Annotated in this window: 14 protein-coding genes; 1 reads left to right on the top strand and 13 read right to left on the bottom strand. The window is 73.4% G+C overall.

Annotation, left to right across the window (positions count from 1 at the left end):
• Positions 1–207 precede the first annotated feature (207 nt).
• The 9 genes from Saso_RS37860 to Saso_RS37900 all read right to left on the bottom strand — a co-directional run bounded on the left by Saso_RS37860 (position 208) and on the right by Saso_RS37900 (position 15,904).
• A complete protein-coding gene (locus Saso_RS37860) occupies positions 208–528 on the bottom strand; it encodes a DUF6059 family protein (protein ID WP_189927304.1) in 321 nt (106 codons plus the stop codon).
• A 251-nt stretch (positions 529–779) separates the two neighbouring features.
• Positions 780–2,216 carry an adenosylhomocysteinase gene (ahcY, locus tag Saso_RS37865; protein ID WP_189927305.1) on the bottom strand — a complete coding sequence of 479 codons (1,437 nt, stop codon included), beginning with the start codon at positions 2,214–2,216 and terminating at the stop codon, positions 780–782.
• The gene (gene metF, locus Saso_RS37870; RefSeq protein ID WP_189927306.1) at positions 2,194–3,099 is read right to left on the bottom strand and encodes a methylenetetrahydrofolate reductase [NAD(P)H]; all 906 of its coding nucleotides are present in this window, start codon (positions 3,097–3,099) and stop codon (positions 2,194–2,196) included. Before metF ends, ahcY begins: the two co-directional genes overlap by 23 nt.
• Positions 3,096–6,527 (bottom strand): methionine synthase, encoded by a 3,432-nt coding sequence (gene metH / locus Saso_RS37875; protein ID WP_230426634.1) that lies wholly within the window; start codon positions 6,525–6,527, stop codon positions 3,096–3,098. Before metH ends, metF begins: the two co-directional genes overlap by 4 nt.
• Positions 6,528–6,601: 74 nt before the next feature.
• Positions 6,602–7,585 (bottom strand): carbohydrate kinase family protein, encoded by a 984-nt coding sequence (locus Saso_RS37880; RefSeq protein ID WP_189928719.1) that lies wholly within the window; start codon positions 7,583–7,585, stop codon positions 6,602–6,604.
• Positions 7,586–7,680: 95 nt separating this feature from the next.
• A complete protein-coding gene (gene metK / locus Saso_RS37885; protein ID WP_189928720.1) occupies positions 7,681–8,904 on the bottom strand; it encodes a methionine adenosyltransferase in 1,224 nt (407 codons plus the stop codon).
• A gap of 452 nt (positions 8,905–9,356) precedes the next feature.
• Positions 9,357–13,457: a condensation domain-containing protein gene (locus Saso_RS37890; RefSeq protein ID WP_189928721.1), complete on the bottom strand. Its 4,101-nt coding sequence runs from the start codon at positions 13,455–13,457 to the stop codon at positions 9,357–9,359.
• Positions 13,458–14,007: 550 nt separating this feature from the next.
• Positions 14,008–14,961, bottom strand: coding sequence for an aromatase/cyclase (locus Saso_RS37895; protein WP_189928722.1), 954 nt, complete (start codon positions 14,959–14,961; stop codon positions 14,008–14,010).
• Between the two features lie 199 nt (positions 14,962–15,160).
• The gene (locus tag Saso_RS37900; RefSeq protein WP_189928723.1) at positions 15,161–15,904 is read right to left on the bottom strand and encodes a thioesterase II family protein; all 744 of its coding nucleotides are present in this window, start codon (positions 15,902–15,904) and stop codon (positions 15,161–15,163) included.
• Between the two features lie 597 nt (positions 15,905–16,501).
• Here Saso_RS37900 and Saso_RS37905 point away from each other — a divergent pair.
• Positions 16,502–18,793, top strand: a complete 2,292-nt coding sequence (locus Saso_RS37905; protein ID WP_203833586.1) for a (Fe-S)-binding protein — start codon at positions 16,502–16,504, stop codon at positions 18,791–18,793.
• A 761-nt stretch (positions 18,794–19,554) separates the two neighbouring features.
• On the opposite strand, the gene Saso_RS37910 is transcribed toward Saso_RS37905, so the two are convergent.
• The 4 genes from Saso_RS37910 to Saso_RS37925 form a co-directional block, all read right to left on the bottom strand.
• Complete coding sequence (locus Saso_RS37910) at positions 19,555–20,376, bottom strand: AfsR/SARP family transcriptional regulator (RefSeq protein ID WP_189928733.1); 822 nt, start codon at positions 20,374–20,376, stop codon at positions 19,555–19,557.
• Positions 20,377–21,771: 1,395 nt separating this feature from the next.
• Positions 21,772–22,605: an AfsR/SARP family transcriptional regulator gene (locus Saso_RS37915; RefSeq protein ID WP_189928734.1), complete on the bottom strand. Its 834-nt coding sequence runs from the start codon at positions 22,603–22,605 to the stop codon at positions 21,772–21,774.
• A 277-nt stretch (positions 22,606–22,882) separates the two neighbouring features.
• On the bottom strand, positions 22,883–23,596 hold the full coding sequence (locus Saso_RS37920; protein ID WP_189928735.1) for a ScbR family autoregulator-binding transcription factor: 714 nt from the start codon (positions 23,594–23,596) through the stop codon (positions 22,883–22,885).
• Between the two features lie 74 nt (positions 23,597–23,670).
• Complete coding sequence (locus Saso_RS37925; RefSeq protein WP_203833593.1) at positions 23,671–25,263, bottom strand: acyl-CoA carboxylase subunit beta; 1,593 nt, start codon at positions 25,261–25,263, stop codon at positions 23,671–23,673.

A 25,263-nucleotide genomic window follows, 5' to 3' on the forward strand; every position in this document is an offset into this window, starting at 1 on the left:
CTCATCTGCAATTATTACGTCAGCAGCATACACCACTGATGGCATACCGGGAGGGGCCACGGGCGCGCTGGTGACCTCGGCAATACGAGCCGGCCTCCCGCGCTGCCGCGATCTGGCACGCGAAATCCCTCCCTGGTGAGCAAACTCGTGTGGCCCCACCCGGGGGGGGCGAGCGGGGCCGGGCCCCTCCCCCGGGTGGGGCCGGGGTCAGCCGGCGTCGCGGGTGGGGGTGTAGGCCGGCCACAGTTCGCGGGCGAGGAGTTCTTCCTGGGGGGACAGCGGGGCATCGCCGCGCAGCCGCTCGGGGTGGGCGGGCGGCGGGCCTCCGACGCCCGGCGGCAGGACCCGGAAGCGGGCCTGGGTGTAGCGCACCAGGCGCCTGGTGGAGCGTGAGGGGGCCGGGGCGGTGTCGATGGCCTGGAGTGCCTGGGGGCCGACGTAGACGGCTCCCAGGGTCGCCAGGGCGCGCCCCGCACTTCGCAGCCAGCGCTCGATCAGCCGCAGGCCGCCACGCAGTACCCGAATCATGTCTGCACCTCCACAGCTCAGGTCGTCGTCGCTACAGAGACTGACAAGGTTCACTCGTGGACCGGTCGAGCAGGCATGGCGCACGCCCGTGCTGTTTTCGCCCCCGGCCGGCCGGCGGGCGGGCAGGCACGGCGCCCGTGCGGGGGGCAACATGGCGAGGCGCGCTGCAACAGGTGTGCAGCGCGCCGGAGGTGGTGCCGTTACGGCCGCAGGCCGCAGGCCCGGGGTCTTCGCGGGGGGGGCGGGCGGGGTCAGTAGCGGTAGTGGTCGGGCTTGTAGGGGCCGTCGGCGGCGACGCCGATGTAGGCGGCCTGCTCGGGGCGCAGGCGGGTGAGCTTGACGCCGAGGGCGTCCAGGTGGAGGCGGGCGACCTTCTCGTCGAGGTGCTTGGGCAGGGTGTAGACGCCCGTGGGGTATTCGGTGGGCTTGGTGAACAGCTCGATCTGGGCGAGGGTCTGGTCGGCGAAGGAGTTGGACATCACGAACGAGGGGTGGCCGGTGGCGTTGCCGAGGTTGAGCAGGCGGCCCTCGGAGAGCACGATGAGGACCTTGCCGTCGGGGAACGTCCAGGTGTGGACCTGCGGCTTGACCTCGTCCTTGACGATGCCGGGGGTGCGGGCCAGGCCGGCCATGTCGATCTCGTTGTCGAAGTGGCCGATGTTGCCGATGATGGCCTGGTGCTTCATCCGCGCCATGTCCGAGGCCAGGATGATGTCCTTGTTGCCGGTGGTGGTGATGAAGAGGTCGGCGGTCTCGACGACCTCGTCCAAGGTGGTGACCTGGTAGCCGTCCATCGCCGCCTGGAGCGCGCAGATCGGGTCGATCTCGGTGACGATGACGCGGGCGCCCTGGCCGCGCAGCGACTCCGCGCAGCCCTTGCCGACGTCGCCGTAGCCGAAGACGACGGCGGTCTTGCCGCCGATGAGGACGTCGGTGGCGCGGTTGATGCCGTCGATGAGGGAGTGCCGGCAGCCGTACTTGTTGTCGAACTTCGACTTGGTCACCGCGTCGTTGACGTTGATCGCGGGGAACAGCAGGACGCCGTCGCGCTGCATCTCGTAGAGGCGGTGCACGCCGGTGGTGGTCTCCTCGGTGACGCCGCGGATCTCGGCGGCGAGCCGGGTCCAGTCCAGGGGGCTGTTCTCCAGCAGGGCCCGCACCACGGCCAGTTCCTCGTTGTCGGCGGCCGGGAGCTGCCCGCTCTTGGCGTATTCGACGCCCTTGTGGACCAGGAGGGTGGCGTCGCCGCCGTCGTCGAGGATCATGTTCGGGCCGCTGTGGCCGGGCCAGGTCAGGGCCTGCTCGGTGCACCACCAGTATTCCTCGAGGGTCTCGCCCTTCCAGGCGAAGACGGGGATGCCGCTGGGGTGTTCGGGGGTGCCGTTCGGGCCGACGGCGACGGCGGCGGCCGCGTGGTCCTGGGTGGAGAAGATGTTGCAGGACACCCAGCGGACCTCGGCGCCCAGGGCGGTGAGGGTCTCGATGAGGACGGCCGTCTGGACGGTCATGTGCAGGGAGCCGGTGATGCGGGCGCCGGCCAGGGGCCGGGCCTGGGCGTACTCCTCGCGGATCGACATGAGGCCGGGCATCTCGTGCTCGGCGAGGGTGATCTCCTTGCGGCCGAAGGCGGCCAGGGAGAGGTCGGCGACCTTGAAGTCCGTGAAGTCAGCGCTGGGCTGCGAGGGCATGCTGGGCACTCCTTGAGTTCGTCACGTTGCGGTGGATTTCGAGCGTCGCCGTGGAGCGGTTGAGCGTGATGTAGTGCAGTCCGGGGGCGCCTTCGGCGAGGAGCCGGCACGCCATGGCGGTGGCGTGCTCGACACCGATGCGGTGCCCGTCGGCGGGGTTGTCGCGTGCGGCGTCGAGGCGGTGGGCGAGGTCCTCGGGGAAGGCGGCGCCGCTGAGCTGGGCGAACCGGGCGATCTGGCGGACGTCGGTGGCGGGCATGATCTCCGGGATGATCGGGGTGTCGCAGCCCGCGGCGGTGACCCGGTCGCGCAGCCGCAGGTAGTCCTCGACGCGGAAGAACATCTGGGTGACGGCGTAGTCGGCGCCGGCGCGGCACTTGGCGACGAAGTGGCGGATCTCGCTGTCCCAGTCGGCGGAGCGCGGGTGGCGTTCGGGGAAGGCGGCCACCCCGACGCCGAACTGGCCCGACTCCTTGACCAGGCGCACCAGTTCGTCGGCGTGGGTGAGGCCGTCGGGGTGGGGGATCCAGGGGGCGTTGGGGTCGCCGGGCGGGTCGCCGCGCAGGGCGAGGACGTCGCGGACGCCGGCGTCGGCGTACTGGCCGATGATGTGGCGCAGTTCGGCGACCGAGTGGCCGACGGCGGTGAGGTGGGCGACGGGCCGCAGGGTGGTCTCGGTGGCGATCCGCTTGGTGACCTCGACGGTGCGCTCGCGGGAGGAGCCGCCGGCCCCGTAGGTGACGGAGACGAAGGAGGGGGCCAGCGCTTCGATGCGGCGGATCGCCTCCCACAGGGTCCGTGCCCCCTGGGGGGTCCTGGGCGGGAAGAACTCGAAGGAGAACGTGGGCGTGCCCTGGTCGAGGAGGTCGCGCACGGTGGTCATGGCCGGCCTCCGGCGTTGAAGTAGCCCGCTTCGGGGTGGTGCAGGACGATCGCGTCGGTCGACTGCTCGGGGTGCAGCTGGAACTCCTCGGACAGGTGGACGCCGATGCGTTCGGGCCGCAGCAGGGCGGCGATCTTGGCGCGGTCCTCCAGGTCGGGGCAGGCGGGGTAGCCGAGCGAGTAGCGGCAGCCCTGGTACTCGGTGCGCAGCATCGCCTGAAGGGCCTCGGGGTCGCCGCCGGCGATGCCGAGTTCGGCGCGCACGCGGGCGTGCCAGTACTCGGCGAGCGCTTCGGCGAGCTGCACGGACAGGCCGTGCAGTTCGAGGTAGTCGCGGTAGGAGTCGGCGGCGAAGAGCTTGGCTGTCTCCTCGCCGATGCGGGAGCCGACGGTGACGACCTGGAGGCCGACGACGTCGGTCTGCCCGGACTCCTCGGGGCGGAAGAAGTCGGCCAGGCACAGCCGGCGGCCGCGCTGCTGGCGGGGGAAGGTGAAGCGGGTCAGTTCGCTGCCGTTGTCGTCCAGCAGGATCAGGTCCTCGTCCTTGGAGACGCAGCGGAAGTAGCCGTGGACGACGGCGGCTTCGAGGAGGTTGTCGGTCTGGAGCCGGTCCAGCAGCCCGCGCAGCCGGGGCCGGCCCTCGGTCTCGACGAGGTCGGCGTAGGTGGGGCCGTCGCCGCTGCGGGTCTGTTTCAGTCCCCACTGGCCCTTGAAGAGGGCGTCCTCGTCGAGCCAGGAGGCGTATTCCTTGAGCGGGATGCCCTTGACGATGCGGGTGCCCCAGAACGGCGGGGCCGGGACCGGGTTGTCGGTGGCGACGTCGGAGCGGCCGCGCTCGGTGCTCCCGGCGGGGGCGGGGGTGGGGGTGGGGGTGGGGGTGGTTCTGACGCGGCGCTGCTTGAGTTCGGGCAGCTTCGCGCCGGGCACGCCGCGTTTGACGGCGATGAGGGCGTCCATGAGGCGCAGGCCCTCGAAGGCGTCGCGGGCGTAGCGGACCTCGCCGTCGTAGATCTCGTGCAGGTCCTGTTCGACGTAGGCGCGGGTGAGAGCGGCGCCGCCGAGGATGACGGGGTAACGGGCGGCGAGGTCGCGGGAGTTGAGCTCCTGGAGGTTCTCTTTCATGATCACGGTGGATTTGACGAGGAGTCCGGACATGCCGATGACGTCGGCCCGGTGTTCCTCGGCGGCTTCCAGGATCGCGGAGACCGGCTGCTTGATGCCGAGGTTGACGACGTTGTAGCCGTTGTTGGACAGGATGATGTCGACGAGGTTCTTGCCGATGTCGTGGACGTCGCCGCGCACGGTGGCCAGCACGATGGTGCCCTTGCCCTCGGCGTCCGACTTCTCCATGTGCGGTTCGAGGTAGGCGACCGCGCTCTTCATGACCTCGGCGGACTGGAGGACGAACGGCAGCTGCATCTGCCCGGAGCCGAACAGCTCGCCGACGACCTTCATGCCGTCCAGGAGGGTGTCGTTGACGATGTCCAGGGCCGGGCGGCTCCGGAGGGCCTGCGCGAGGTCCTGTTCGAGGCCGTTCTTCTCGCCGTCGATGATGCGCCGCTTGAGCCGCTCCTCCAGCGGCAGCGCGGCCAGTTCCTCGGCCTTGCCCGCCTTCAGGGACTTCGTGGTCGCGCCCTCGAAGAGCGCCATCAGCTTCTGGAGCGGGTCGTAGCCCTCGCGGCGGCGGTCGTAAACGAGGTCCAGGGCGGTGGCGACCTCCTCCTCGCTGAAACGGGCGATCGGCAGGATCTTCGAGGCGTGCACGATCGCCGAGTCCAGGCCGGCCTTGACGCACTCGTCCAGGAACACCGAGTTCAGCAGGATCCGCGCGGCCGGGTTCAGACCGAAGGAGATGTTCGACAGGCCCAGGGTGGTCTGCACGTCGGGCCGGCGGCGCTTGAGCTCGCGGATCGCCTCGATCGTGGCGATGCCGTCCCCCCGGGACTCCTCCTGGCCGGTGCAGATCGTGAACGTCAGACAGTCGATGAGGATGTCGGACTCGAGGATGCCCCAGTTGCCCGTCAGGTCGTCGATGAGGCGCTCGGCGATGGCCACCTTCGCCTCGACCGTGCGCGCCTGGCCCTCCTCGTCGATCGTCAGCGCGATCAGTGCGGCGCCGTGCTCCCGGGCGAGGCGGGTCACCTGCGCGAAGCGGGAGTCGGGGCCGTCGCCGTCCTCGTAGTTGACGGAGTTGATGACGGCGCGCCCGCCGAGCTTTTCCAGGCCCGCGCGCAGTACGTCGACCTCGGTGGAGTCCAGCACGATCGGCAAGGTGGAGGCGGTCGCGAAGCGTGCGGCCAGTTCCTGCATGTCGGCGACGCCGTCGCGGCCCACGTAGTCGACGCACAGGTCGAGCATGTGGGCGCCTTCGCGGATCTGGTCGCGGGCCATCTCCACGCAGTCGTCCCAGCGGCCCTCCAGCATGGCCTCGCGGAACTTCTTCGACCCGTTGGCGTTGGTGCGCTCACCGATCGCCATGTAGGCGGTGTCCTGGCGGAACGCCACGCTCTGGTAGAGCGAGGCGGCTGCGGGTTCGGGGTGCGGCCGGCGGGCGGGCGGGGTCAGGCCGCGTACCCGGTCGGCGACCTGGCGCAGGTGTTCGGGGGTCGTCCCGCAGCAGCCGCCGACCAGGGACAGGCCGTAGTCGCGGACGAAGTTCTCCTGGGCGTCGGCCAGTTCCGGTGCGCCCAGCGGGTAGTGGGCGCCGTCCTTGCCCAGGACCGGCAGGCCGGCGTTGGGCATGCAGGACAGCTGGATCCGGGCGTGGCGGGCGAGGTAGCGCAGGTGCTCGCTCATCTCGGCGGGGCCGGTGGCGCAGTTCAGGCCGATCATGTCGATGCCGAGGGGTTCCAGGGCGGTCAGCGCGGCGCCGATCTCGGAGCCGAGCAGCATGGTGCCGGTCGTCTCGACGGTGACCGACACGATGAGCGGCAGGTCGTGGCCGAGTGCGTCCAGGGCGCGGCGGGCGCCCAGTACGGAGGCCTTGGTCTGGAGCAGGTCCTGGGTGGTCTCCACGATCAGGGCGTCGGCGCCGCCGGCGATGAGGCCTTCGGCGTTTTGCTGGTAGGCGTCGCGCAGGACGGTGAAGGGGGCGTGGCCCAGGGTGGGCAGTTTGGTGCCGGGGCCGATCGAGCCGAGGACCCAGCGGGTGCGGCCGTCGCGGGCGGCGAAGGCGTCGGCGCTCTCGCGGGCGATGCGGGCGCCGGCCTCGGACAGTTCGTGGACGCGGTGGGCGATGTCGTACTCGCCCAGGGCGGCGTGGTTGGCGCCGAAGGTGTTGGTCTCGACGCAGTCGACGCCCGCGGCGAAGTACTCCTCGTGCACCGAGCGCACGATGTCGGGGCGGGTGACGTTGAGGATCTCGTTGCAGCCCTCCAGCTGCTCGAAGTCCTCGAGTGTGGGCTCCTGGGCCTGGAGCATGGTGCCCATCGCGCCGTCGGCGACCACCACACGGGTGGCGAAGGCCTCGCGCAGGGCGGCGGTGCGGGCCCGGGCATCGGCGCTCACGGCCGGCCTCCCAGGAGGGGGGCGAGCGGTGCGAGGGCCGCGGCGCCGTAGGTCTGCTCGACGAGGGCGGCCAGCGCGGCCGGGTCGGTGTCGTAGGACTGCGAGCCCACCGCGGCCAGGGCCGTCGCGGCCAGCGCGTTGCCCAGCCGGGCCGCGGCTTGCAGGGGTGCCCCGTGGCTGACGGCGGCCAGGAATCCGGCGCGGAAGGCGTCACCGGCGCCGGTCGGGTCGGCGGGCGCGGCGGCGGTCACGGCGGGCACGACGAGCGGGCGCTGCCCGTGCCGTTCGAGCCGTACGCCGCGGGCGCCCAGGGTGGTGATCCAGGTGCCGGTGGAGGCGAGGACCTCCTCGTGGCTGCGGCCGGTGCGCTCCTCGAGCAGCGCGGCCTCGTACTCGTTGGTGAACAGCCAGGTGGCGCCCCGGGTCAGCGCGCGGGCCTGCTCGCCGTCCAGGCGGGCCAGCTGCTGGGAGGGGTCGGCGGCGAAGGCGGTGCCGGCGGCGCGGCAGGCGGCGGTGTGGCGCAGCATCGCCGGCGGGTCGTCGGGTGAGACCAGGACCAGGCCGGGGGGTTCGGGGCCGGTGAGCAGGGGGGCCAGGTCGATGTCGCGGGCCCGGGCCATCGCGCCGGCGTAGAACGCGGCGATCTGGTTGGCGTCCTGGTCGCTGACGCACAGGAACCGGGCCGTCTGCAGCTCGGGGCACACGCGCACGCCCGCGGTGTCCACGCCGTGTTCCTTCAGCCACACCTCGTACTCGGCGAAGTCCGCGCCGACCGCGCCCACCAGGAGCGGGGAGAGGCCGAAGCCGCCGAGTCCGTAGGCGACGTTGGCGGCGACGCCGCCGCGGCGTATCTCGAGACGGTCGACGAGGAAGGAGAGCGAGAGGTGGGCGAGCTGTCCGGGCAGCAGCTGGTCGGCGAACCGTCCGGGGAAGACCATCAGATGGTCGGTGGCTATGGATCCTGTCACCGCGATGCGCACGGGAACTCCTTGGGTGGCTTCGGTCGCTGGTCACCGGTGGTGCGGCGCCGGCCGCGACCGCCGCGGGCCCGGCCGTGGGAGGAAGGGGGGCGAGGTCACAGACCCGCGGCTGCCCTGAGCTGCTGGGCGCGGTCGGTGCGCTCCCAGGTGAAGTCGGGCAGCTCGCGGCCGAAGTGGCCGTAGGCGGCCGTCTGGGCGTAGATGGGGCGCAGCAGGGCCAGGTCGCGGATGATGGCGGCCGGGCGCAGGTCGAAGACCTCGGTGACGGCCCTTTGGATGGTGCGGACGTCGACGGTGTGGGTGTTGAAGGTCTCCACGAACAGTCCGACCGGTTCGGCCTTGCCGATCGCGTAGGCGACCTGGACCTCGCACCGGGAGGCCAGGCCGGCCGCGACGACGTTCTTGGCCACCCAGCGCATCGCGTAGGCGGCCGAACGGTCCACCTTGGAGGGGTCCTTGCCGGAGAAGGCGCCGCCGCCGTGGCGGGCCATGCCTCCGTAGGTGTCGATGATGATCTTGCGTCCGGTCAGGCCGGCGTCGCCCATCGGGCCGCCGATCTCGAAGCGTCCGGTGGGGTTGACCAGCAGGCGGTAGCCGGCCGTCTCCAGTTTGATGCCCTCCTCGGCGAGGCGGCCCAGGACGTGTTCGACGACCTCTTCGCGGATGTCGGGCGTGAGGAGGTTGTCCAGGTCGATGTCGGCGGCGTGCTGGGTGGAGACGACCACGGTGTCCAGACGGACCGCGGTCTCGCCGTCGTACTCGATGGTGACCTGGGTCTTGCCGTCGGGGCGCAGGTAGGGGACGGTGCCGTCCTTGCGGACCTGGGTCAGGCGGCGGGAGAGCCGGTGGGCCAGCTCGATCGGCAGCGGCATCAGGTTGGGTGTCTCGTCGGTGGCGTAGCCGAACATCAGGCCCTGGTCGCCGGCGCCCTGGCGCTCCAGTGCGTCTTCCTGCTCCCCCGGGGTGCTCTTGTGGACGCGGGATTCGTAGGCGGTGTCCACGCCCTGGGCGATGTCGGGCGACTGCGCGCCGATGGACACCGACACCCCGCAGGAGGCCCCGTCGAAGCCCTTGGCCGAGGAGTCGTAGCCGATGTCGAGGATGGCGTCGCGCACCAGCTGGGCGATCGGGGCGTAGGCGGAGGTGGTGACCTCGCCGGCGATGTGCACCTGGCCGGTGGTGATCAGGGTCTCCACCGCGACACGGGAGGCGGGGTCCTGCTCCAGCAGGGCGTCCAGGATGGTGTCGCTGATGCGGTCCGCGATCTTGTCGGGGTGTCCTTCGGTCACGGACTCCGAGGTGAACAGGCGACGGGACATGACTCTCCAGAAAGGTTGCGGCCCCCGCAGGAGGGCGTCCGGGACCGGGCGGGGGTCACCCGGGCCACAGCCACGATGGACGACGCCGGACGAGGAGCACTCGAAGGCCGACGGACCCCCGCAGGAGGCACTCCCTGCGGGGGCAGGACGGGTACGGCGCGGGGCGGGACGGTGCCGTACGGCGGGGGCAGTTGGACGGTGCCGTTCGGGTGGGCAGTTGGACGGAAGCCGGCGGAGTGGGGCAGGACAGGGCGGCGCGGGACCGGGGTTCGGGCGCGGGACCGGACGGGGCGGGGCGTCGGGCGGGTCTGGGGCGGGGCTGAGCGTCGGGACTGGACGGGTCGGGTCGGGGCGGGGCGTCGGGGCAGGGCCGGGCGCAGGGCTGGGTGTCGGGGCAGGGCGTCGGGCGCAGGGCGCGGTGGCGGGGTGGCGGGCCGCGGTGGGGCGGGGGGTCAGCCGTCCGGGCGGGTGGCGTCGGTGAGGGCGCGGGCCAGGGAGCGTTCGCGCTCGCCGGTGGACGCGCCGGCGAGCACCACGCGGGGCGGGCGGCCGCCGCCGGCCGCGATACGCCCGGCGATGTCGCAGGCCAGGACGCCCGCGCCGGAGAACCCGCCGAGCAGCAGGGGCCGGCCCGCGGTGTGGGCGCTCAGGGCGGGCCCGGCGTCCTCGGCGCCGGTGCCGGTGGTGAGGACCAGCAGTTCCTGGGGGCCGGGGTAGGTGTGCGGCAGCAGGTCGTAGCAGGCGGCGCTCGCGCCGGGCGGCGGGATCAGGCAGATGGTGCCGGCCTGTTCCTGCCGGGCCGGGCGCAAGGTGGTCAGGGCCCGGCCCCCGCCGCCCGCCCCGGCGGCGGTGTCGGTGTCGGTGTCGGTGTCGGTCATGCGCGGGACGGCTCTGCCCTGCAAGAGCTTGAGGACCTCGGCGATCGTGGTGGACTCGTCCGCCCACACGGGCAGTTCGCGCAGCAGCAGGGCGCTCTGCACCAGCAGTTCGCCGGCCGCCTCGTCGTCGAGGACGTCACGGTCGTGGACCCCGGTGAGGACCAGGCCGCCCGTGCTGTCGTGGTGGGCGAGCAGTCCGATGGGCAGGACCGAGCGGGCGGGCACGGTGCCGGAGAACTCCGCCCGGACGCCCTGGGCGGCGAGTTCGTCCTCCAGGCCCTCCACCGGGTGCGGGGCGTCCTCGAAGACGATGACGGTGTCGGCGGGGCCGGTGCGTGTCGTGCGCCGGTGCGGCAGGGTGCTCCAGCGGGCGGGCACCCATTCGTAGGCGGCCATGTCCAGGGCGTGGTCGCGCAGCCGGCGCATCAGGTCCGTCAGGGTTCGCGCCGGGTCCACCTCGACGGACACCGGCAGCGCGTTGCGCAGCGGTCCCAGCATGCGGGCCGCGCCGTCCAGCGCTATCCCCCGCCCCGAGACGCTCACCGCGAACCGCACCGGTGCCGCGGTGTCGGTGTCGGCGGCACGGTGGACGAGGATCGCCCAGACGGCCTGGAGCGCGCTGCTCTCGGCGATGCCCCAGCGGCCGGCCCAGCGGGCGAGGTGCAGGGTCTCGGCGGGGTCCAGGCGCAGCCGGGTGCGGCCCACACCCGCCGGCGCGGCGGTGGTGCGGGCGGGGCGGGCCGGGTCGGCGGCGGCACTGTCGGGGGGCATCGCGCGGGCCCAGAACTCCCGTACCGGCTCGAGGTCCTGGGCGGCGATCCAGGCGGTGTAGTCGCGCAGGTCGGGGCGGCGCTCGCCGCCGGGCAGCGTGCCGCCGGCGAGGTAGGCGCGGTAGAACTCGCGCAGCAGGATGTGCGCGCTCCAGGTGTCGAGCAGTGCCCGGTGGTAGGTCAGGACGATCCGGGTGGGCGGGGCGGGGGCGGGCGCGGCGCGTTCGCTCTCCAGCAGGGTCAGGCGCAGCGCTCCGGGGCAGCGCAGGTCGAAGCCGCGCAGCCGGTCGCGTTCCAGCAGCGGTGACCAGTCGTCGCCGCGGTGGATCCGGCGGGTGATGTCGGGGGTGACGCGGGCGTGCACCATCAGCTGGGGGTGGGGGCCGCCGGTGAAGGAGGTGCGCAGAACCGTTTCGCAGTCGAAGACCGACTGCCAGGCCGCGGTGAAGCGGTCGAGGTCGAGCGGGCCGTGCCACACCCAGACGAGCTGTTCGACGTGGTGGCCGGTGCCGGGGCGTGCGTCGCCGCCGGTGAACAGGGCCGCCTGCTGGGGGGTGGCGCCGAAGACGGACGGGATCGGCACGGTGAGGGCGGCGGCCAGCTCCGTCAGCAGGTCGTGCAGCAGCTCCGCGAGGGCGGCCGGTGAGGCGGCACCGGTGTCCTCGCCCTGCACATCGGCCTGTTCCAGGCCGATGTGCAGGGCGGTGCCGGTGAGCTGGATCCGCGCGGTGAGCTGGTGCGCCGGGCGGGCGGGGGCGCCGGCGGGGAGCCGGTGGACGCAGTCAGGCAGTGTCTCGTGGGGGCCGTGCAGGTCGAGTCGGGCCCGGGCGGGCGGCAGGGCGCGCAGGGTGTCGCGCAGCAGCGGGTCGGGGCTCCACTCGCGGCAGGCCCCGAATCCGGCGCCGCCCGCGGCCTGTCCCTCGGAGGCGGCCAGGGCGCCCGCGGCGGCGGCCAGCCGGCTGAGCGGGTCGAGGCCGGGCTGGAGGGTGAGGTGGACGGGGTGGACGTCGGTGAGCCGTCCGACGTGACGGCGCAGGCCCCGGTGGCCGGGGCGCGGATCGCTGCGGATGTCGAGGCTGACCTCGTCGGTGTCCTGCCAGGAGGCCAGGGCCAGGGCGAACACGCCGGTCAGGACCTGGTCCGCGGTCAGCGCGAGACGCTCGGCCAGGCCTTCGGTGATCCGCTCGGTGGTGTCCTGGTCCAGGGTGAACCCCACGACGGCCCCCCGCCCGGCACCGGTCGCGGCACCGGTCGCGGCACCGGTCGCGGGCACGGCACTGCTCCCGGGCTCGGCACTGCCGCCGGGCACGGGCTCGGCACTGGTTCCGGGCCCGGTCGCGGCCTTGTGCACGGCCCCGGTCTCTGCCTCGTGTCCGGCGCTGGTCGCGGCACCGGCACCAGCACCGGTTGCGGCCTCGTGCACGGCACCGGTCCCGGCCGAGGGCACGGTTCCGTCTCCGGCACCGGCACCGGCACCGGCACCGGCACCGGCCTCAGCTTCGTGCACGGCGCTGGATCCGGCCGCGGTACCGGTTCCCGCCGTGTGCACGGCACCGGTCCCGGCCGAGGGCAACGTTCCGTCTGCGGCACCGGCACTGGTCGCGGACCCGGCCTCGTGCACGGTGCCGTTGCCGGTCGCGGTGACGGTTTCGTCCGTGTCGCCGGTTCCTGCCGGGGTCACGGTTGCGGCCGCGGCTTCGGCCCTGCCCGGGGCAACAGGCCTGCCGCCGGCTCCGGTCGGGTCTGTCTCGGTCCTGGCCGCGGCTTCGGTCGCGGTCCTGTCCGGGTCAGGGGCGGCCGTCGTGTCCGCGGGCCCGGTCCCGTCCGCGGTCTCGGTCGCGGCCGGTGCGGTGTCGCCCGTGCGTGCCGGGGCGGCGGCCAGGTGGCCGGGCCGGGCGGCGGCGGCCCTGGAGCGGCGTTCGGCGACGGCGCTCCAGTGGCGTGCCTCGGCGGCATCGCCCGCCAGCTCCCGCAGGGCGGTGACCCAGTCGGCCAGGCCGTCCGGGGTGTGCTGCGGGGGCGCCGCGTCCGGGCGGGCCACCGCGCCCAGAGCGGCGGCCAGGTCGTCGAGCAGGATCGGCCAGGACGCGGCGTCCACGGCGAGTTCATGGGCGACCAGGGCGAGACGGTCGGCCCGCGGCCCCGTGCGGTCTGCGGGACGGCGGTCACGGGCGAGCAGGGCGCGCAGCTGGACGCCCCGGTGGGCATCGACCGTGCGGCCGAGGGAGGCGACCGCTGCGGCGAAGCCCGCCTCGTCGCTGAACTCCCCCTCCACCAACGGCTCCAGCCCGCCCCCGCTCCCGGCCTCTCCCCCGGCTCCGGCTCCGGCTGCGGGCGCGGCGGCGGTGCCTGCGGGTACGGCGGTGTCCGCCGTTGCGGTGGCCGCGACCGTGCCGGGGGTCGTGCCGGTGCCGGGGGTCGTGCCGGTGCCGGTGAGGCGGTCGCCGGCGGTGTCCGGGCGGGCGCGCAGCTGGGGGTGGGCGGCCAGCACCGCGCGCAGGGCCTGGCGCACGTCGGCGCTCTCCAGCGCGGCCGCCGTCTCGATGAACACCGCCTCGTAGCGGGCTGCCCCGGCCGGTGCGAGGGCGGCGCACTGGGCGGGGGTGAGCGCGCGGTCGGCGGCGGGCGGTTCGGTGAGCAGGTCGGCGATGCGGCCCGCCCACGCGGCGGCCGTGCCCTGTGCCGCGGCGAAGCGGACCGTGTGGTGGTCGGGTCCGTGCCGCAGCAGCCGGTGCCTCGGCCTGGCCCCGTCCGGCTCGCCGGCGGTGAGTTCGTCAAGGGCGTGGTCCAGGGCGGCGGGGTCGAGCGGCCCGCGCAGCTCGAGGTCCCAGGCAGCCGCGTACGGGGCGGGCCCGGGGTCGACGACCACGGAGATCGCCTCGCGCGAGGAGCGGGAAACAGTCATGCGTGTCCGGGGACGTGCGGTCCGCTGGGGCCGGCGTGTTCCCCTCTCCTTCCTCTGGGCGCTGGACGGGCTGAGTGTCGGCGCGGGCCCGTTCCCCGGCGGGGGGGGCGGGCGCCGTACCGGACGGGCGGGCGGCTTGCCGGGCCCTTGCGCTACGGGGCGGGCGGCGCCGCCCGCCCGGCGCGGTGCCGGCGGGCGGCGGGGCCGCCGGCCGGGCGCGGACGCGCGCGGCGTGCGGGACGCGAGGGGCGCGAAGGGCGGGCGGGGGCCCTGTCGCAGCGGTTGTCGTGCATGACGCCTCCTGGTCCGCCGGTGTCCACAACGCTCGGGTTGGCCACGCTAGATGCACTGTGCACCCGGCGTCCGATTTCCCGAGCGGGTGTGCAGCGGTGCCCGAGCGGTGCCCGAGTCCACGCGGTCCGGCCCCCGCCCGCCGCGGGCCGGAACCTGCTGCGCAGGGGGCCGGTGCCAAGGCGAGGGGCTGCCGGGGCGTGCGGCGGGTACGGGGCCGCCCGCCGGGGCGGTGCGGGGGCGGGGGCCCGGGGGGGGGTCAGAGCATGCGTACGGCGCTTTCGGCGTGCCGTTTGGCGTGGGCGAGCAGGGCCCGGCTGTCGCGGCCGAGTTCCTCGCGCACATACCGGCGGGCCTGTGCGAGGTCGGCGTGCTCGCCCAGCACGGCGGCGATGTTCTCCTCGCGCAGCACGACGCTGTGCTGGGCGGTGACGGTCGTGCCGGAGGCGTCGGAGACGACGGACCATTCGCCGGTGTGGGCCTCCAGCAGGGTGTGCGGGGCGGTCTGCTTGTGGACGATGCGTCCGGCGTGGGGGAAGCAGATGCGTACCGCGTCGGTGGTGTGCGCGCCGTACTCGGTCAGGGTGCGGGTGGTCAGGCGCTGCACGCCCGGGGTGTCCTCGGTGAGGTCGACGCCGGTGACGTGCGGGACCAGGTCGGGCCAGTCCGCGGCCCGGTAGAGGAAGTCGTAGACCAGTTCGGCCGGGCCGTTGACGCGCAGGGTGTCCTCGAAGGACATCACCAGGTCGTCCAGGCGTGTCCAGCGTTCGGCGAAGCTCTTCAGTTCGGCGAGCTGGACGCGGCTGTTGGCGTCGGTGGCGCGCTGTGCCCAGGCCCGGTCCTCGGGCAGGTCGCCGGTGACGCTGAAGTCGTAGGCCAGCTCCAGGCGGCTGCTGTGCGCGCCCGTGGAGCGGACGTCGAGGATGCCGCCCATGGAGGTCAGCGGGGCGGCGGGCAGTTCCTGGCGGAACTCGATGCGGCGCTCCACCGGGTCCAGGTGGCGCCATGAGGTCCATGCCTTGAGCTGGCCGTCCATGAGGAACCACATCCGCAGCCGCTCGCGTTCGCCGTCGAACTCCAGGCGTTCCACGTGGACGCTCGGGGAGAAATACAGCGGCAGTCTCGCCGCGTCGGCGAACACGGCGTAGACCACGCCGGCGGGCGCGGCCACGTGCATCGTGCGCGTCTGCCTGTCGACACGCTCACCAGACATCGGAACACCTCTCCTCACATTGCGCCGGCGGGGCGCGGACAAAACGCATGCGGTGCGGACGGCTCTCAACGGCGGCCACCCGGGCCCGGGGCGGCTCGTCCCGGGGCGGCTCGTCCCGGGGTGGCGGGGTCCGGGGCGGGCGCCGCGTCCGTACCGGGCGGGGGCGGTTCCGTACCGGGCGGGGGCGGGTCCTGGCGGATCAGCCGACGGGTGCGGGTTGTCTCACCAGGCGGGCGGCGACCCGGCAGGCCCGGCCCAGCAGCCGGGGCAGTTCCCGGCCGCCGCGTACGTGGAAGGGGCGGCCGGGAAGCGTGCGTGTGCGCACGGGCCCCTGGGTCCACTGCCGCCGGCCGTCGGCGAGGGCGGGCGGCTCGGGCGGGCTGCCGGCGGCGGTGACGACGAGCAGCGCGGTGGCGGGCGCTCCTGCGGGAGCGGGCCTGCGGGCCGCCTCCTGGAGGGACTGGGCGAGTTCGAGGTCGGCGCGCAGCAGCGGCAGCACGGCCCGCAGGAGGATCCCCTCGTCGCTGGCGGGCGGCACGGCGCCTTCGGCGCTCAGGACGTGCAGCAGTTCGGCGTCCGTGGCGGCGGCCACGTCGGGCAGTTCACGGGGTACGCGCGGGGGCGGGCAGGCGCCGACGGCCAGGAGCGCGGGGCCGGGCAGGGCGGCCTCGTGCAGGGCGCGGGTGACGGCGAGGGCGGCCAGGGCGCCCAGGCCGTGCCCGTACAGGACGTAGGGGCCGGGCTGCGGGCCGGTGAACAGGGGCAGCACGTCGGCGAGGAGGGCCTCGTGGGCGCTCGTGCCCGGGCGCCGGCCGGCGCCGGGCAGGGCGACCGGCACCACCTCCACCCCTGGTCCGGTGTGCGCCGTCCAGTGTCCGAAGGCCGGCACGCTCCCCGCGGAGTGCGCGAAACAGTGCAGGCGCACTGGCTGTTCGTCCGACATGGCACCCTCCTCTCCCTGCGCCCCTCGTCGCACGGGGTGGGATCACAGCGTGGCCGTACCGCCTCAAGTTCCGCTGGAGAGCCGCCTGATACCCGCCGGGCCCGGGGAATACGGTCCCGGCACCGAGGTGTGCGCGCACGGGATGCGGGCACGACGCCGAGACGAGACGAGACGAGACGAGACGAGACGAGACGGGGCGAGGCGGGGCGAGGCGGGGCGGGGCGGGGCAACCGGCGCGGGTGCCCCGGCCTTTCGGGACGGGACTGCGCGGGGGCCGTGTCGGGGCGGGGGCGTGCGGGACGAGGGCCGTGCGGGGGCCGGGACTTGAGGACCGGTGGAGTCCGGGTGGAGCCTGCCGGTGCGGGCGACCGCCCGCACCGGCAGGCCTCATACGGCCGCCTGTACCCAACTGGGCTTGCTGTACAGGCCGTTCGGGCGGGAGGCTGGGACCGGTGCGGGCCGCCGCGGCGGCGGGCGCGGTCGCGCAGGTCACCTGCCGCGCCGCTTCTTCGGGGAGCGGGAAGTGGGTAGTCTTCGGACCGACCCCGCATGTTACCGCCGAGTAGATTCACTCTCGCAGGTCCGAGGAGCCCGTTCATGCAACTCGCCGCGATCATCGTCTCGCTGGCTCTCATCACCGTCGGCAGTGCGCTGTTCGCCCGCGCCGTCGGCGGGCTCGTCCGCTACTTCAGGCTCGGCCAGCCGGTGCCGGCCGGAGTCCGGACGGACAACCCCTACGCGCGCAGTGTGACGGTGGCGAAGGAGTTCCTGGGCCACACGCGGATGAACCGGTGGGGCGTCGTCGGGGCGGCGCACTGGTTCGTGGCCATGGGCTTCTACACGCTGCTGGTGACGCTGGTCAACGCGACCGGCCAGCTGTTCGAGGCGGACTGGGTGCTGCCGGTGGTGGGGCACTGGCTGCCCTACGAGCTGTTCGTCGAGGTGATCGCCACGCTGACCGCGGCGGGGATCGCCGTCCTCATCGTGATCCGGCAGCTGAACCTGCCCTCGCGCGCGGGCCGCAAGTCGCGCTTCGCCGGCTCCAAGAGCGGCCAGGCGTACTTCATCGAGTCCGTCATCCTCACCATCGGCCTGGCCATCATGACGCTGCGGGCGCTGGAGGGCGCCCTCGCGGGGGTCGGGCACTGGGAGCCGGCGTACTTCTTCTCCTATCCCCTGCTCGCCGCCTTCTCCCGGCTCGACACCGCCACGCTGGAGAACCTGGTCTACCTCGTCGCGATGATCAAGATCAGCGTCTCGTTCATCTGGATGATCGTGATCTCGCTGAACACGAACATGGGCGTGGCCTGGCACCGATTCCTGGCGTTCCCGAACATCTGGTTCAAGCGCAACGCCGACGGTGCGACCGCGCTGGGCGCGCTGGCGCCGATGACGTCGGGCGGCAGGCCGATCGATTTCACCGATCCCGGTGACGACGACGTCTTCGGTGTCTCGCAGGTCGAGCAGTTCTCCTGGAAGGGCCTGCTGGACTTCTCCACCTGCACCGAGTGCGGACGCTGCCAGTCGCAGTGCCCCGCCTGGAACACCGGCAAGCCGCTCTCGCCGAAGCTGCTGATCATGTCGCTGCGCGACCACGCCCACGCCAAGGCCCCCTACCTCCTGGCCGGCGGCGGCAAGACCATGGAGGGCGAGGAGAAGGCCTCCGCCGAACAGCTCGCCTCCGTGCCCGCCGCCGCACTCACCGAGGCCGCACGCCCCCTGATCGGCACCGCCGAAGAACACGGGGTCATCGACCCGGACGTGCTGTGGTCGTGCACCACCTGCGGCGCCTGCGTCGAGCAGTGCCCCGTCGACATCGAGCACGTCGACCACATCGTCGACATGCGCCGCTACCAGGTCATGATCGAGTCGGCGTTCCCCTCCGAGGCCGGCACGATGCTCAAGAACCTGGAGAAGAAGGGCAACCCCTGGGGCCTGGCCAAGAAGCAGCGCCTGGAATGGCTCAAGGAGGTCGACTTCGACATCCCCGTCGTCGGCCGTGACATCGAGGACCTCACCGAGGTCGAGTACCTGTACTGGGTGGGCTGCGCCGGCTCCCTGGAGGACCGCGCCAAGAAGACCACCAAGGCCTTCGCCGAACTCCTGCACATCGCGGGCGTCCCGTTCGCGATCATGGGCGGCGACGAGAAGTGCACCGGCGACTCCGCCCGCCGCCTGGGCAACGAGCCCCTCTTCCAGGAACTCGGCATGGACAACGTCACCGCACTGAACACGGCCTTCGGCGAGGAACTCGACGAGGACGGCAAGGTGACCCCCGAGTCCGCCAGGCCGAAGTCGGCGAAGAAGATCGTCGCGACCTGCCCGCACTGCCTCAACACCCTCGCCAACGAATACCCCCAGCTCGGCGGCGACTACGAGGTCATCCACCACACCCAGCTGCTCCAGCACCTCATCGACGAAGGCAAACTCCTGCCCGTCACCCCGGTCGAGGGCCTCATCACCTACCACGACCCCTGCTACCTCGGCCGCCACAACAAGGTCTACACCCCGCCGCGCGAGATCATCGCCAGCGTCCCCGGCCTGCGCAACGAGGAGATGCACCGCCACAAGGAACGCGGCTTCTGCTGCGGCGCCGGCGGCGCCCGCATGTGGATGGAAGAACGCATCGGCAAGCGCATCAACAACGAACGCGTCGACGAAGCCCTCTCCCTCAACCCCGACATCGTCTCCACCGCCTGCCCGTTCTGCCTGGTCATGCTCACCGACTCCGTCAACGGCAAGAAGAACGACGGCACAGCCAAGGAATCCATCCAGGTCGTCGACGTCTCCCAGCTCCTGCTGGAATCCGTCAAGACACCCGCCGACGACGAACCCCCCGCCGGCACCACCCAGACCGAGAACGAGCCCGAACCCCAGCCCGTGAAGTAACCCGCCAGGGGTGTCTGCCGGCCGGCCCGCAGCCGGCAGACACCCCTCCCCCCACACACACGCCCGCCCCTCCCCCGCACCCGGTCCCGTGACAGCGCGCGCCGCCGCCGGGACACCGCACCGCTGCGGCGGCCCGGTGTCCCGGCGGCGGCGGCACATCCGCGCAGGCATACAGGCAGGCGTGGGCGGGCGGGAAGCGGAATCCGTGTGACACCTGCATACGCCGAGTTCAGGCCGAATTCCTTCACGGCAGCGATGAATTCTGGAATGCGGGATTCCCCGGCGCGGCGGCGGGGAAATCATTCAGGGGACGGACGGAACACGGTGTCCGTGCCGGGCGGGACGCACCGCCCGGATATCGCCCGCGGCCCGTGACAGGGGCGGCGAAATCACCGAAAGGCCCACAGGAACCGGATGGCATACGGAATTTTTTTCCGGGCCGGGCGCGGCGCGCCCCGGAACGCGGGCCCGGGCTCGGGCGGGTGCGGGCGGGCCCGTTGCGGGGCGGGGCGCCGGCCGGGGGCCGACGCGGCCGCGTCCCGCAGGCCGTGGGCCTGCGGGACGCGGTCGCGGTGGCACAAAAGGGGCGGCTCCTGTTTCACCGCGGGGATGGCGCGGCGGGGCCGGCCCGCTCGCGGGCACACCCCGGTGACGCCGCCGTCCGGCGCACCCGGACACCCGGCCGCGGCGCTGACGCGCCCGCGGGCCGGCGTTCTCGGCACAGCTCTTGAGTACGGATCGGGCCCCCGCTCCGGCCGGTCTCAGGCGGCATAGAGGTCGAAGGTGGAGGTGCGCCGCAGTCCGGCGGCGACGTCCAGCTGCGGGTCGACGGCCAGCATGGCCTGGTGCATGCGCTGCACCTGCGGTGAGGGTTCGACTCCCAGCTCCTCGATCAGGCGGATGCGCAGCTTGCGGAAGACGGCGAGGGCGGACGCCTGCCGTCCCGACCGGTACAGCGCGAGCATGGCCTGCGAGTGCAGTCCTTCGTGCTGGGGGTAGCGGGCCGTCAGCTCGGCCAGTTCCGCGATGAGTTCGGAGTGCCGGCCCAGCCGCAGGTCGGCGTCGATACGCCGCTCGACGGTGCCCAGTCTGCTCTCCTCCAGGCGCATGACCTCGATCCCCAGGACCGGGCCGAGCCGTACGTCGACCAGGGCGGGGCCGCGCCACAGGTCCAGCGCCTGGCGGAAACGGTCCGCCGAGGTCTCGTCGTCGCCGGCCTCGAAGGCCGCCCGCCCTTCGGTGACCATGCGCTCGTACTCGTGGACGTCGACGCTCTCGGGCGGTATCTGCAGCAGATAGCCGCCGTGCCGGGTGGCGAGCACCTCCTTGGCCGCGCCGGGCGCGTCGGGGCCCATCGCGGTGCCCAGCCGCCGGCGCAGCTGGAGGATGTAGGTCTGCAACGTGGTCAGTGCGCTCTGCGGCAGCTCGGTTCCCCAGATCTCCTCCATGAGCGTGGGGATCGGCATCACCCGTCCGGGATAGAGGGCGAGCAGGGAAAGAATCTGCCGCGGCTTACCGGCCGTCGGGACAATCGACCCCCCGTTGACCTCGGCACTCAACGGTCCCAGAACCTGAATCTTCACTGCTTTCCTCCGTACTCGTCGAGTTCCTCTCGTGGCTGAATTTCGTCGCCGTGTGCACACTAGCGGGATTCACGCCATACCCGGATTTCCTCGACCGGAGTTTGAGGCTGTTTCAACTGCCGCACGGCCCGTAAACCGATGTACTCGAGAACGGGTAAGAAGCGGCTGGAAAAGGCGGCGCCCGCACCGCGGAGCCCTTTTGCACGGCCCGCATTCCCCTCCCCGGGGAGCGCCGGCCGCCGAGTCACGGTGGGCTTTCCCGGGAACGGGGACCGGGGCGGTGCGGGCACCGGTGCGGCCGGGCCCTCCCGGGGGCGCGCCGGGCGGGGCGGCGCGGGCGCCGGTGCGGCCGGGCCCTCCCGGGGGCGCGCCGGGCGGGGTGGCGCGGGCGCCGGTGGCGGCACCCCCTTCCGGGAGAGCGCCGGGCAAGTGGTCCGGGAGCGGCACCGCGCCCCTCTCCCCCACGCCGCCGGGCCGGGCCGGGGTGGGATGGGTCGGGTCGGGGTGCGGGAGCCGGTGCGGCGGTGCGGCGGTGCCTTTCCCAGGGAGGGCACCGGGGGCCTGTCCGAGCGGGCGGCGGGGCGGACGGGGCGAGACCCTGCCCGGCAGCGGTACAGGGGCGGCGCGGAGCCGAAGGGCGGTGCGGAGCGGGGGCGTTGCAGAGCGGGGGCGTTGCGGAATGCCGGGGGCTGTGCGGGGCCGAAGGGCGGTGCGGAGCGGGGGCGTTGCAGAGCGGGGGCGTTGCGGAATGCCGGGGGCTGTGCGTCGCCGGGCTGGGTGATGCGGGGCCGGGGTTGCGGTGGGGGGGGCGGGCCGGGTGGTGGGGGCCGGGGTGTGGTGCGGGGGCGCTCGCGGGCTGCGGGTCCCGCACCGGCCCTCCGCTCCCCCGCCGCGCGGTGCCCGCGGGCCCGGGATCCGCTCGGCATCATGGCCGGGGTGTCTGCGGGGCTGGCGGTCCGCAGCCGTCCGCCCCGCACGCAGGGGGTCGGCGGGCAGGCGGCTGCGGACCGAGCTTGCCGACCGGGCCGAGGAGCCGGCCTCCGGCCTCTCACCCGACTTCCGGGCCACCGGGCCACCGGGCCAGCGTGGCCTCCCCCGTTCCTCCGGCCCCCGGCCCCCGGGCCCCCGGTCTCCGGTCCCTCTCCCGCGGGTCTCCGTGGCCTCGGGGTCTCCCCGGTTGTCCTGGTCGCGGTCTCGGCCGGCTCCCGGGCCCTCCCGGTGCCGCCCGGGCCCGGGGAGGCCGGAGGCCGGGGAGGCTCCTCCCGGGGATCCGGGGGGGGGCGGGAGGGCCGGGAGGCCGGGACCGGGGGCCGGAGCCCGGGGGTTCTCCGGGGACGGCCCGTGGTTCTCCGGGGGTGGGGTGGGGTGGCCGGGACCGGGGGTGGCCGGGGTGGGTCAACTGGTGGGTACGAGGCGGTCCTTGGCGGCGGCGGGGGGTGCCGCGACGGTCTCGGGGCCGGCGGTGAGGATGGAGCGCTGCATGCGCTGCAGCCCCGAGGACGGCTCGAGTCCCAGGTCGCGTACGAGGGTGGCGCGCAGCCGCTGATAGACCTCCAGTGCCTCGCCGCGCCGTCCCGAGCGGTACAGGGCGAGCATGAACTGACCGTGCAGGCTTTCGTGGGTGCGGTAGCGGTTGACCAGGACGGTGAGTTCGGCGAGGAGTTCGCGGTGGCGGCCCAGCCGCAGGTCGGCCTCGATGCGCTGGTCCAGGGCGCACAGCCGGTTCTCTTCCAGGCGCTTGATCTCCATCTCGAGCTGTTCGCCGCACTGCACGTCGGCGAAGGCGTTGCCGGTCCACAGGGCGAGTGCCTCGCGCAGCTGGCGTGCGGCGCCGGGGAAGTCGCCGGCGTCCATGGCCCGGTAGCCCGTGCCGGACAGCCGCTCGAAGGCGGCGACGTCGCTCTCGGTGCCGCCGCTGGCCAGGAGGTAGCCGCTGGGCATCGTGACCAGGACGTCCTTGGCGGTGCGGGGGGTGCCGCCTCGGGGCTCGTCCTTGTCCAGGGCGGCGGCGATGAGTTCGCGCAGCTGAAGGACGTAGGTCTGCAAGGTGGTGCGGGCGCTGCGCGGCGGGGTGGTGCCCCACAGTTCCTCGATGAGGGCGGAGGCGGACACCACCCGGTCGGCGTGCAGGGCCAGCAGTGCCAGCACCTGGCGGGGCTTGGGAGCCGTCGGTGTGATGGAGACCCCGTTCTCCTGTACGGCCAATGCGCCGAGTATCTCGATGTCCACTGGATCTCCCCTGTCCTTTGCCCGAGTGCTCCGGTCAATGCGTGGCCAACAGATGCCTGTCCGGCGCCCCACCAAGGCTAAGAACAGCACGGGCGGTCTGTCAATATCAAACCGCACATCCTGTATCTTTCCTGAGCGGGATTCCGGCACGTAAGGCTCTGAGCAGGCGCGATGCCCGGACCCGTACAGAAATCCCCCGGGACGCCCGGGCCGGGCTGGGCGTCCGGGCGACCACGGGGCGGGCAGGACGGACCCAGTTAACAGACCTATTGGTCGGTTACTGTGCGGGGCGGGTCTGCACGGGGGGCTCCTGGGCGGGGTGCGCGCGGGAGGGGTGCTCAAGGGCGGGGTGTTCGCGGGCGGGCGGGCCGGGCGGGGGCGGGGAGCCGGCGCACACCAGGGCCTCCAGGCCGGCCCGGCCGGCCAGGCGGGGCAGCAGCACCTCCCACAAGCGGGTGACGCTGGGCCGCGAGAGCCAGGAGACGTCGCCGCCGCCGAGGACCTCGAAGCCGGCGGTGGCGGCGACGACGACGCGGGCGCCGTCCGCCCAGGACACCCCGTGGGCCAGGGATCCGCTGTGCTCGGCGCGGCGGAAGCTGTCCTCGACCCAGTGCTGCCACTGGGTGCGCAGGGAGGACTCGCGGCGCCGGGCGGGCAGGGCGGCCAGTTCGAAGCCGGCGCGCAGCACGATGTCGTCGGCCAGGCGGCTCATCAGTTCGTGGGTGGCGTCCACCACGCACTGCAGGGAGTGGGCCTGGCCTTCCTGCGCGCGGTCGGTGATGCAGCGCACGGTGCGGGCGGCCTCGGCGGTGACGGCTTCGGCGAGGGCGTGCTTGCTGGCGAAGTGGAAGTGCAGTGCGCCGTTGCTGACGCCGGCGCGCCGGCTGATGGTGCTCAGTGACGCGGGGGTGAAGCCGTCCTCGGCGAACACCGCGGCAGCGGCCTGGATCAGCGCGTGCCGCGTGCGGGCTGCTCGCTCCTGTTTGACCATGTGCTCTTCTCCTGACCGCGGGAGCCCGCGGGGCCGGCACCGCACCGGCCCCGCGGGTCCCGCGCGACGTAGTGCTATTGCGGGGGGTTGCCGTGCTTGCGGGAGGGCAGGTCGGCGTGCTTGCTGCGGAGCATGGCCAGCGACTTGACGAGGACCTCGCGGGTCTGCGCGGGGTCGATGACGTCGTCGACCAGACCGCGTTCGGCCGCGTAGTAGGGGTGCATCAGCTCGGACTTGTACTCCTTGACCATCTTGTGCCGCATGGCCTCGGGGTCCTCGGCGGCGGCGATCTGGCGGCGGAAGATGACGTTGGCCGCGCCCTCGGCGCCCATCACGGCGATCTCGTTGGTGGGCCAGGCCAGCGTGAGGTCGGCGCCGATGGACTGGCTGTCCATGACGATGTAGGCGCCGCCGTAGGCCTTGCGCAGGATCAGCGAGATCCGCGGGACGGTGGCGTTGCAGTAGGCGTAGAGCAGTTTGGCGCCGTGGCGGATGATGCCGCCGTGCTCCTGGTCGACGCCGGGCAGGAAGCCGGGCACGTCCAGCAGGGTGAGGATCGGGATGTTGAAGGCGTCGCACATCTGCACGAAGCGGGCGGCCTTCTCCGAGGCGGCGATGTCCAGGACCCCGGCGAGGACCTGGGGCTGGTTGGCGACGACGGCGACGACCCGGCCGTCCAGGCGGGCCAGGGCGCAGATGATGTTGCGGGCCCAGCGCTCGTGGACCTCGAGGAACTCGCCGTCGTCGACGATCTCCTCGATGACCCTCCTCATGTCGTAGGGGCGGTTGCCGTCGGCGGGGACCAGGTCGAGCAGGACCTCGCCGCGCCGGCCGGCCGGGTCCGCGGTGGGCTGGGCGGGCGGTGCCTCGCGGTTGTTCTGCGGCAGCAGCGTCAGCAGGTAGCGCACCTCGGCCAGGCAGGTCTCCTCGTCGTCGTAGGCGAAGTGCGCCACGCCGGAGGTCTCGGCGTGCACGTCCGCGCCGCCCAGGCCGTTCTGGCTGATCTCCTCGCCGGTGACGGCCCTGACCACGTCGGGGCCGGTGATGAACATCTGCGAGGTGTCACGGACCATGAAGACGAAGTCGCTCAGGGCGGGACTGTAGGCGGCGCCGCCCGCGCACGGGCCGAGCATCACCGAGATCTGCGGGATGACGCCGGAGGCGCGGGTGTTGCGCTGGAAGATGCCGCCGTAGCCGGCGAGCGCGGAGACGCCCTCCTGGATACGGGCGCCGGCGCCGTCGTTGAGGGAGACCAGCGGAGCACCGGTGGCCAGGGCCATGTCCATGATCTTGTGGATCTTGGTGGCGTGGGCCTCGCCGAGCGCGCCGCCGAAGATGCGGAAGTCGTGGGCGTAGACGAAGACCGTGCGGCCCTCGACCGTGCCCCAGCCGGTGACGACCCCGTCGGTGTAGGGCTTCTTGACCTCCATGCCGAACCCGGTCGCGCGGTGCCGGCGCAGCTGCTCGACCTCCTGGAAGGAGCCGGGATCCAGGAGCAGTTCGATGCGCTCGCGGGCGGTCAGCTTGCCCTTGGCGTGCTGCGCGGCGGTGGCCCTCCCGCCGGGGCCGGCCAGTGCCTGCTCGCGGATGCTGTGCAGTTCCGCCACACGGCCGCGGATGTCGGTGGGCTCCAGTGCGCGTCCGGCCGGGGCCGGGGCAGTCGTCAT

The sequence above is a fragment of the Streptomyces asoensis genome (genome assembly GCF_016860545.1).
Classification (GTDB): domain Bacteria; phylum Actinomycetota; class Actinomycetes; order Streptomycetales; family Streptomycetaceae; genus Streptomyces; species Streptomyces asoensis.

Bases quoted from the DNA above. Each gene is read 5' to 3' on its own strand.
- metK (WP_189928720.1), bottom strand. From the start codon at position 8,904: ATGTCCCGTCGCCTGTTCACCTCGGAGTCCGTGACCGAAGGACACCCC.
- Saso_RS37905 (WP_203833586.1), top strand. From the start codon at position 16,502: ATGCAACTCGCCGCGATCATCGTCTCGCTGGCTCTCATCACCGTCGGC.
- ahcY (WP_189927305.1), bottom strand. From the start codon at position 2,216: ATGCCCTCGCAGCCCAGCGCTGACTTCACGGACTTCAAGGTCGCCGAC.
- Saso_RS37900 (WP_189928723.1), bottom strand. From the start codon at position 15,904: ATGTCGGACGAACAGCCAGTGCGCCTGCACTGTTTCGCGCACTCCGCG.
- metH (WP_230426634.1), bottom strand. From the start codon at position 6,527: ATGGGCACCATGCTCCAGGCCCAGGAGCCCACACTCGAGGACTTCGAG.
- metF (WP_189927306.1), bottom strand. From the start codon at position 3,099: ATGACCACCGTGCGCGACCTCCTCGACCAGGGCACGCCCACGTTCTCC.
- Saso_RS37895 (WP_189928722.1), bottom strand. From the start codon at position 14,961: ATGTCTGGTGAGCGTGTCGACAGGCAGACGCGCACGATGCACGTGGCC.
- Saso_RS37925 (WP_203833593.1), bottom strand. From the start codon at position 25,263: ATGACGACTGCCCCGGCCCCGGCCGGACGCGCACTGGAGCCCACCGAC.
- Saso_RS37920 (WP_189928735.1), bottom strand. From the start codon at position 23,596: ATGGTCAAACAGGAGCGAGCAGCCCGCACGCGGCACGCGCTGATCCAG.
- Saso_RS37860 (WP_189927304.1), bottom strand. From the start codon at position 528: ATGATTCGGGTACTGCGTGGCGGCCTGCGGCTGATCGAGCGCTGGCTG.
- Saso_RS37890 (WP_189928721.1), bottom strand. From the start codon at position 13,457: ATGACTGTTTCCCGCTCCTCGCGCGAGGCGATCTCCGTGGTCGTCGAC.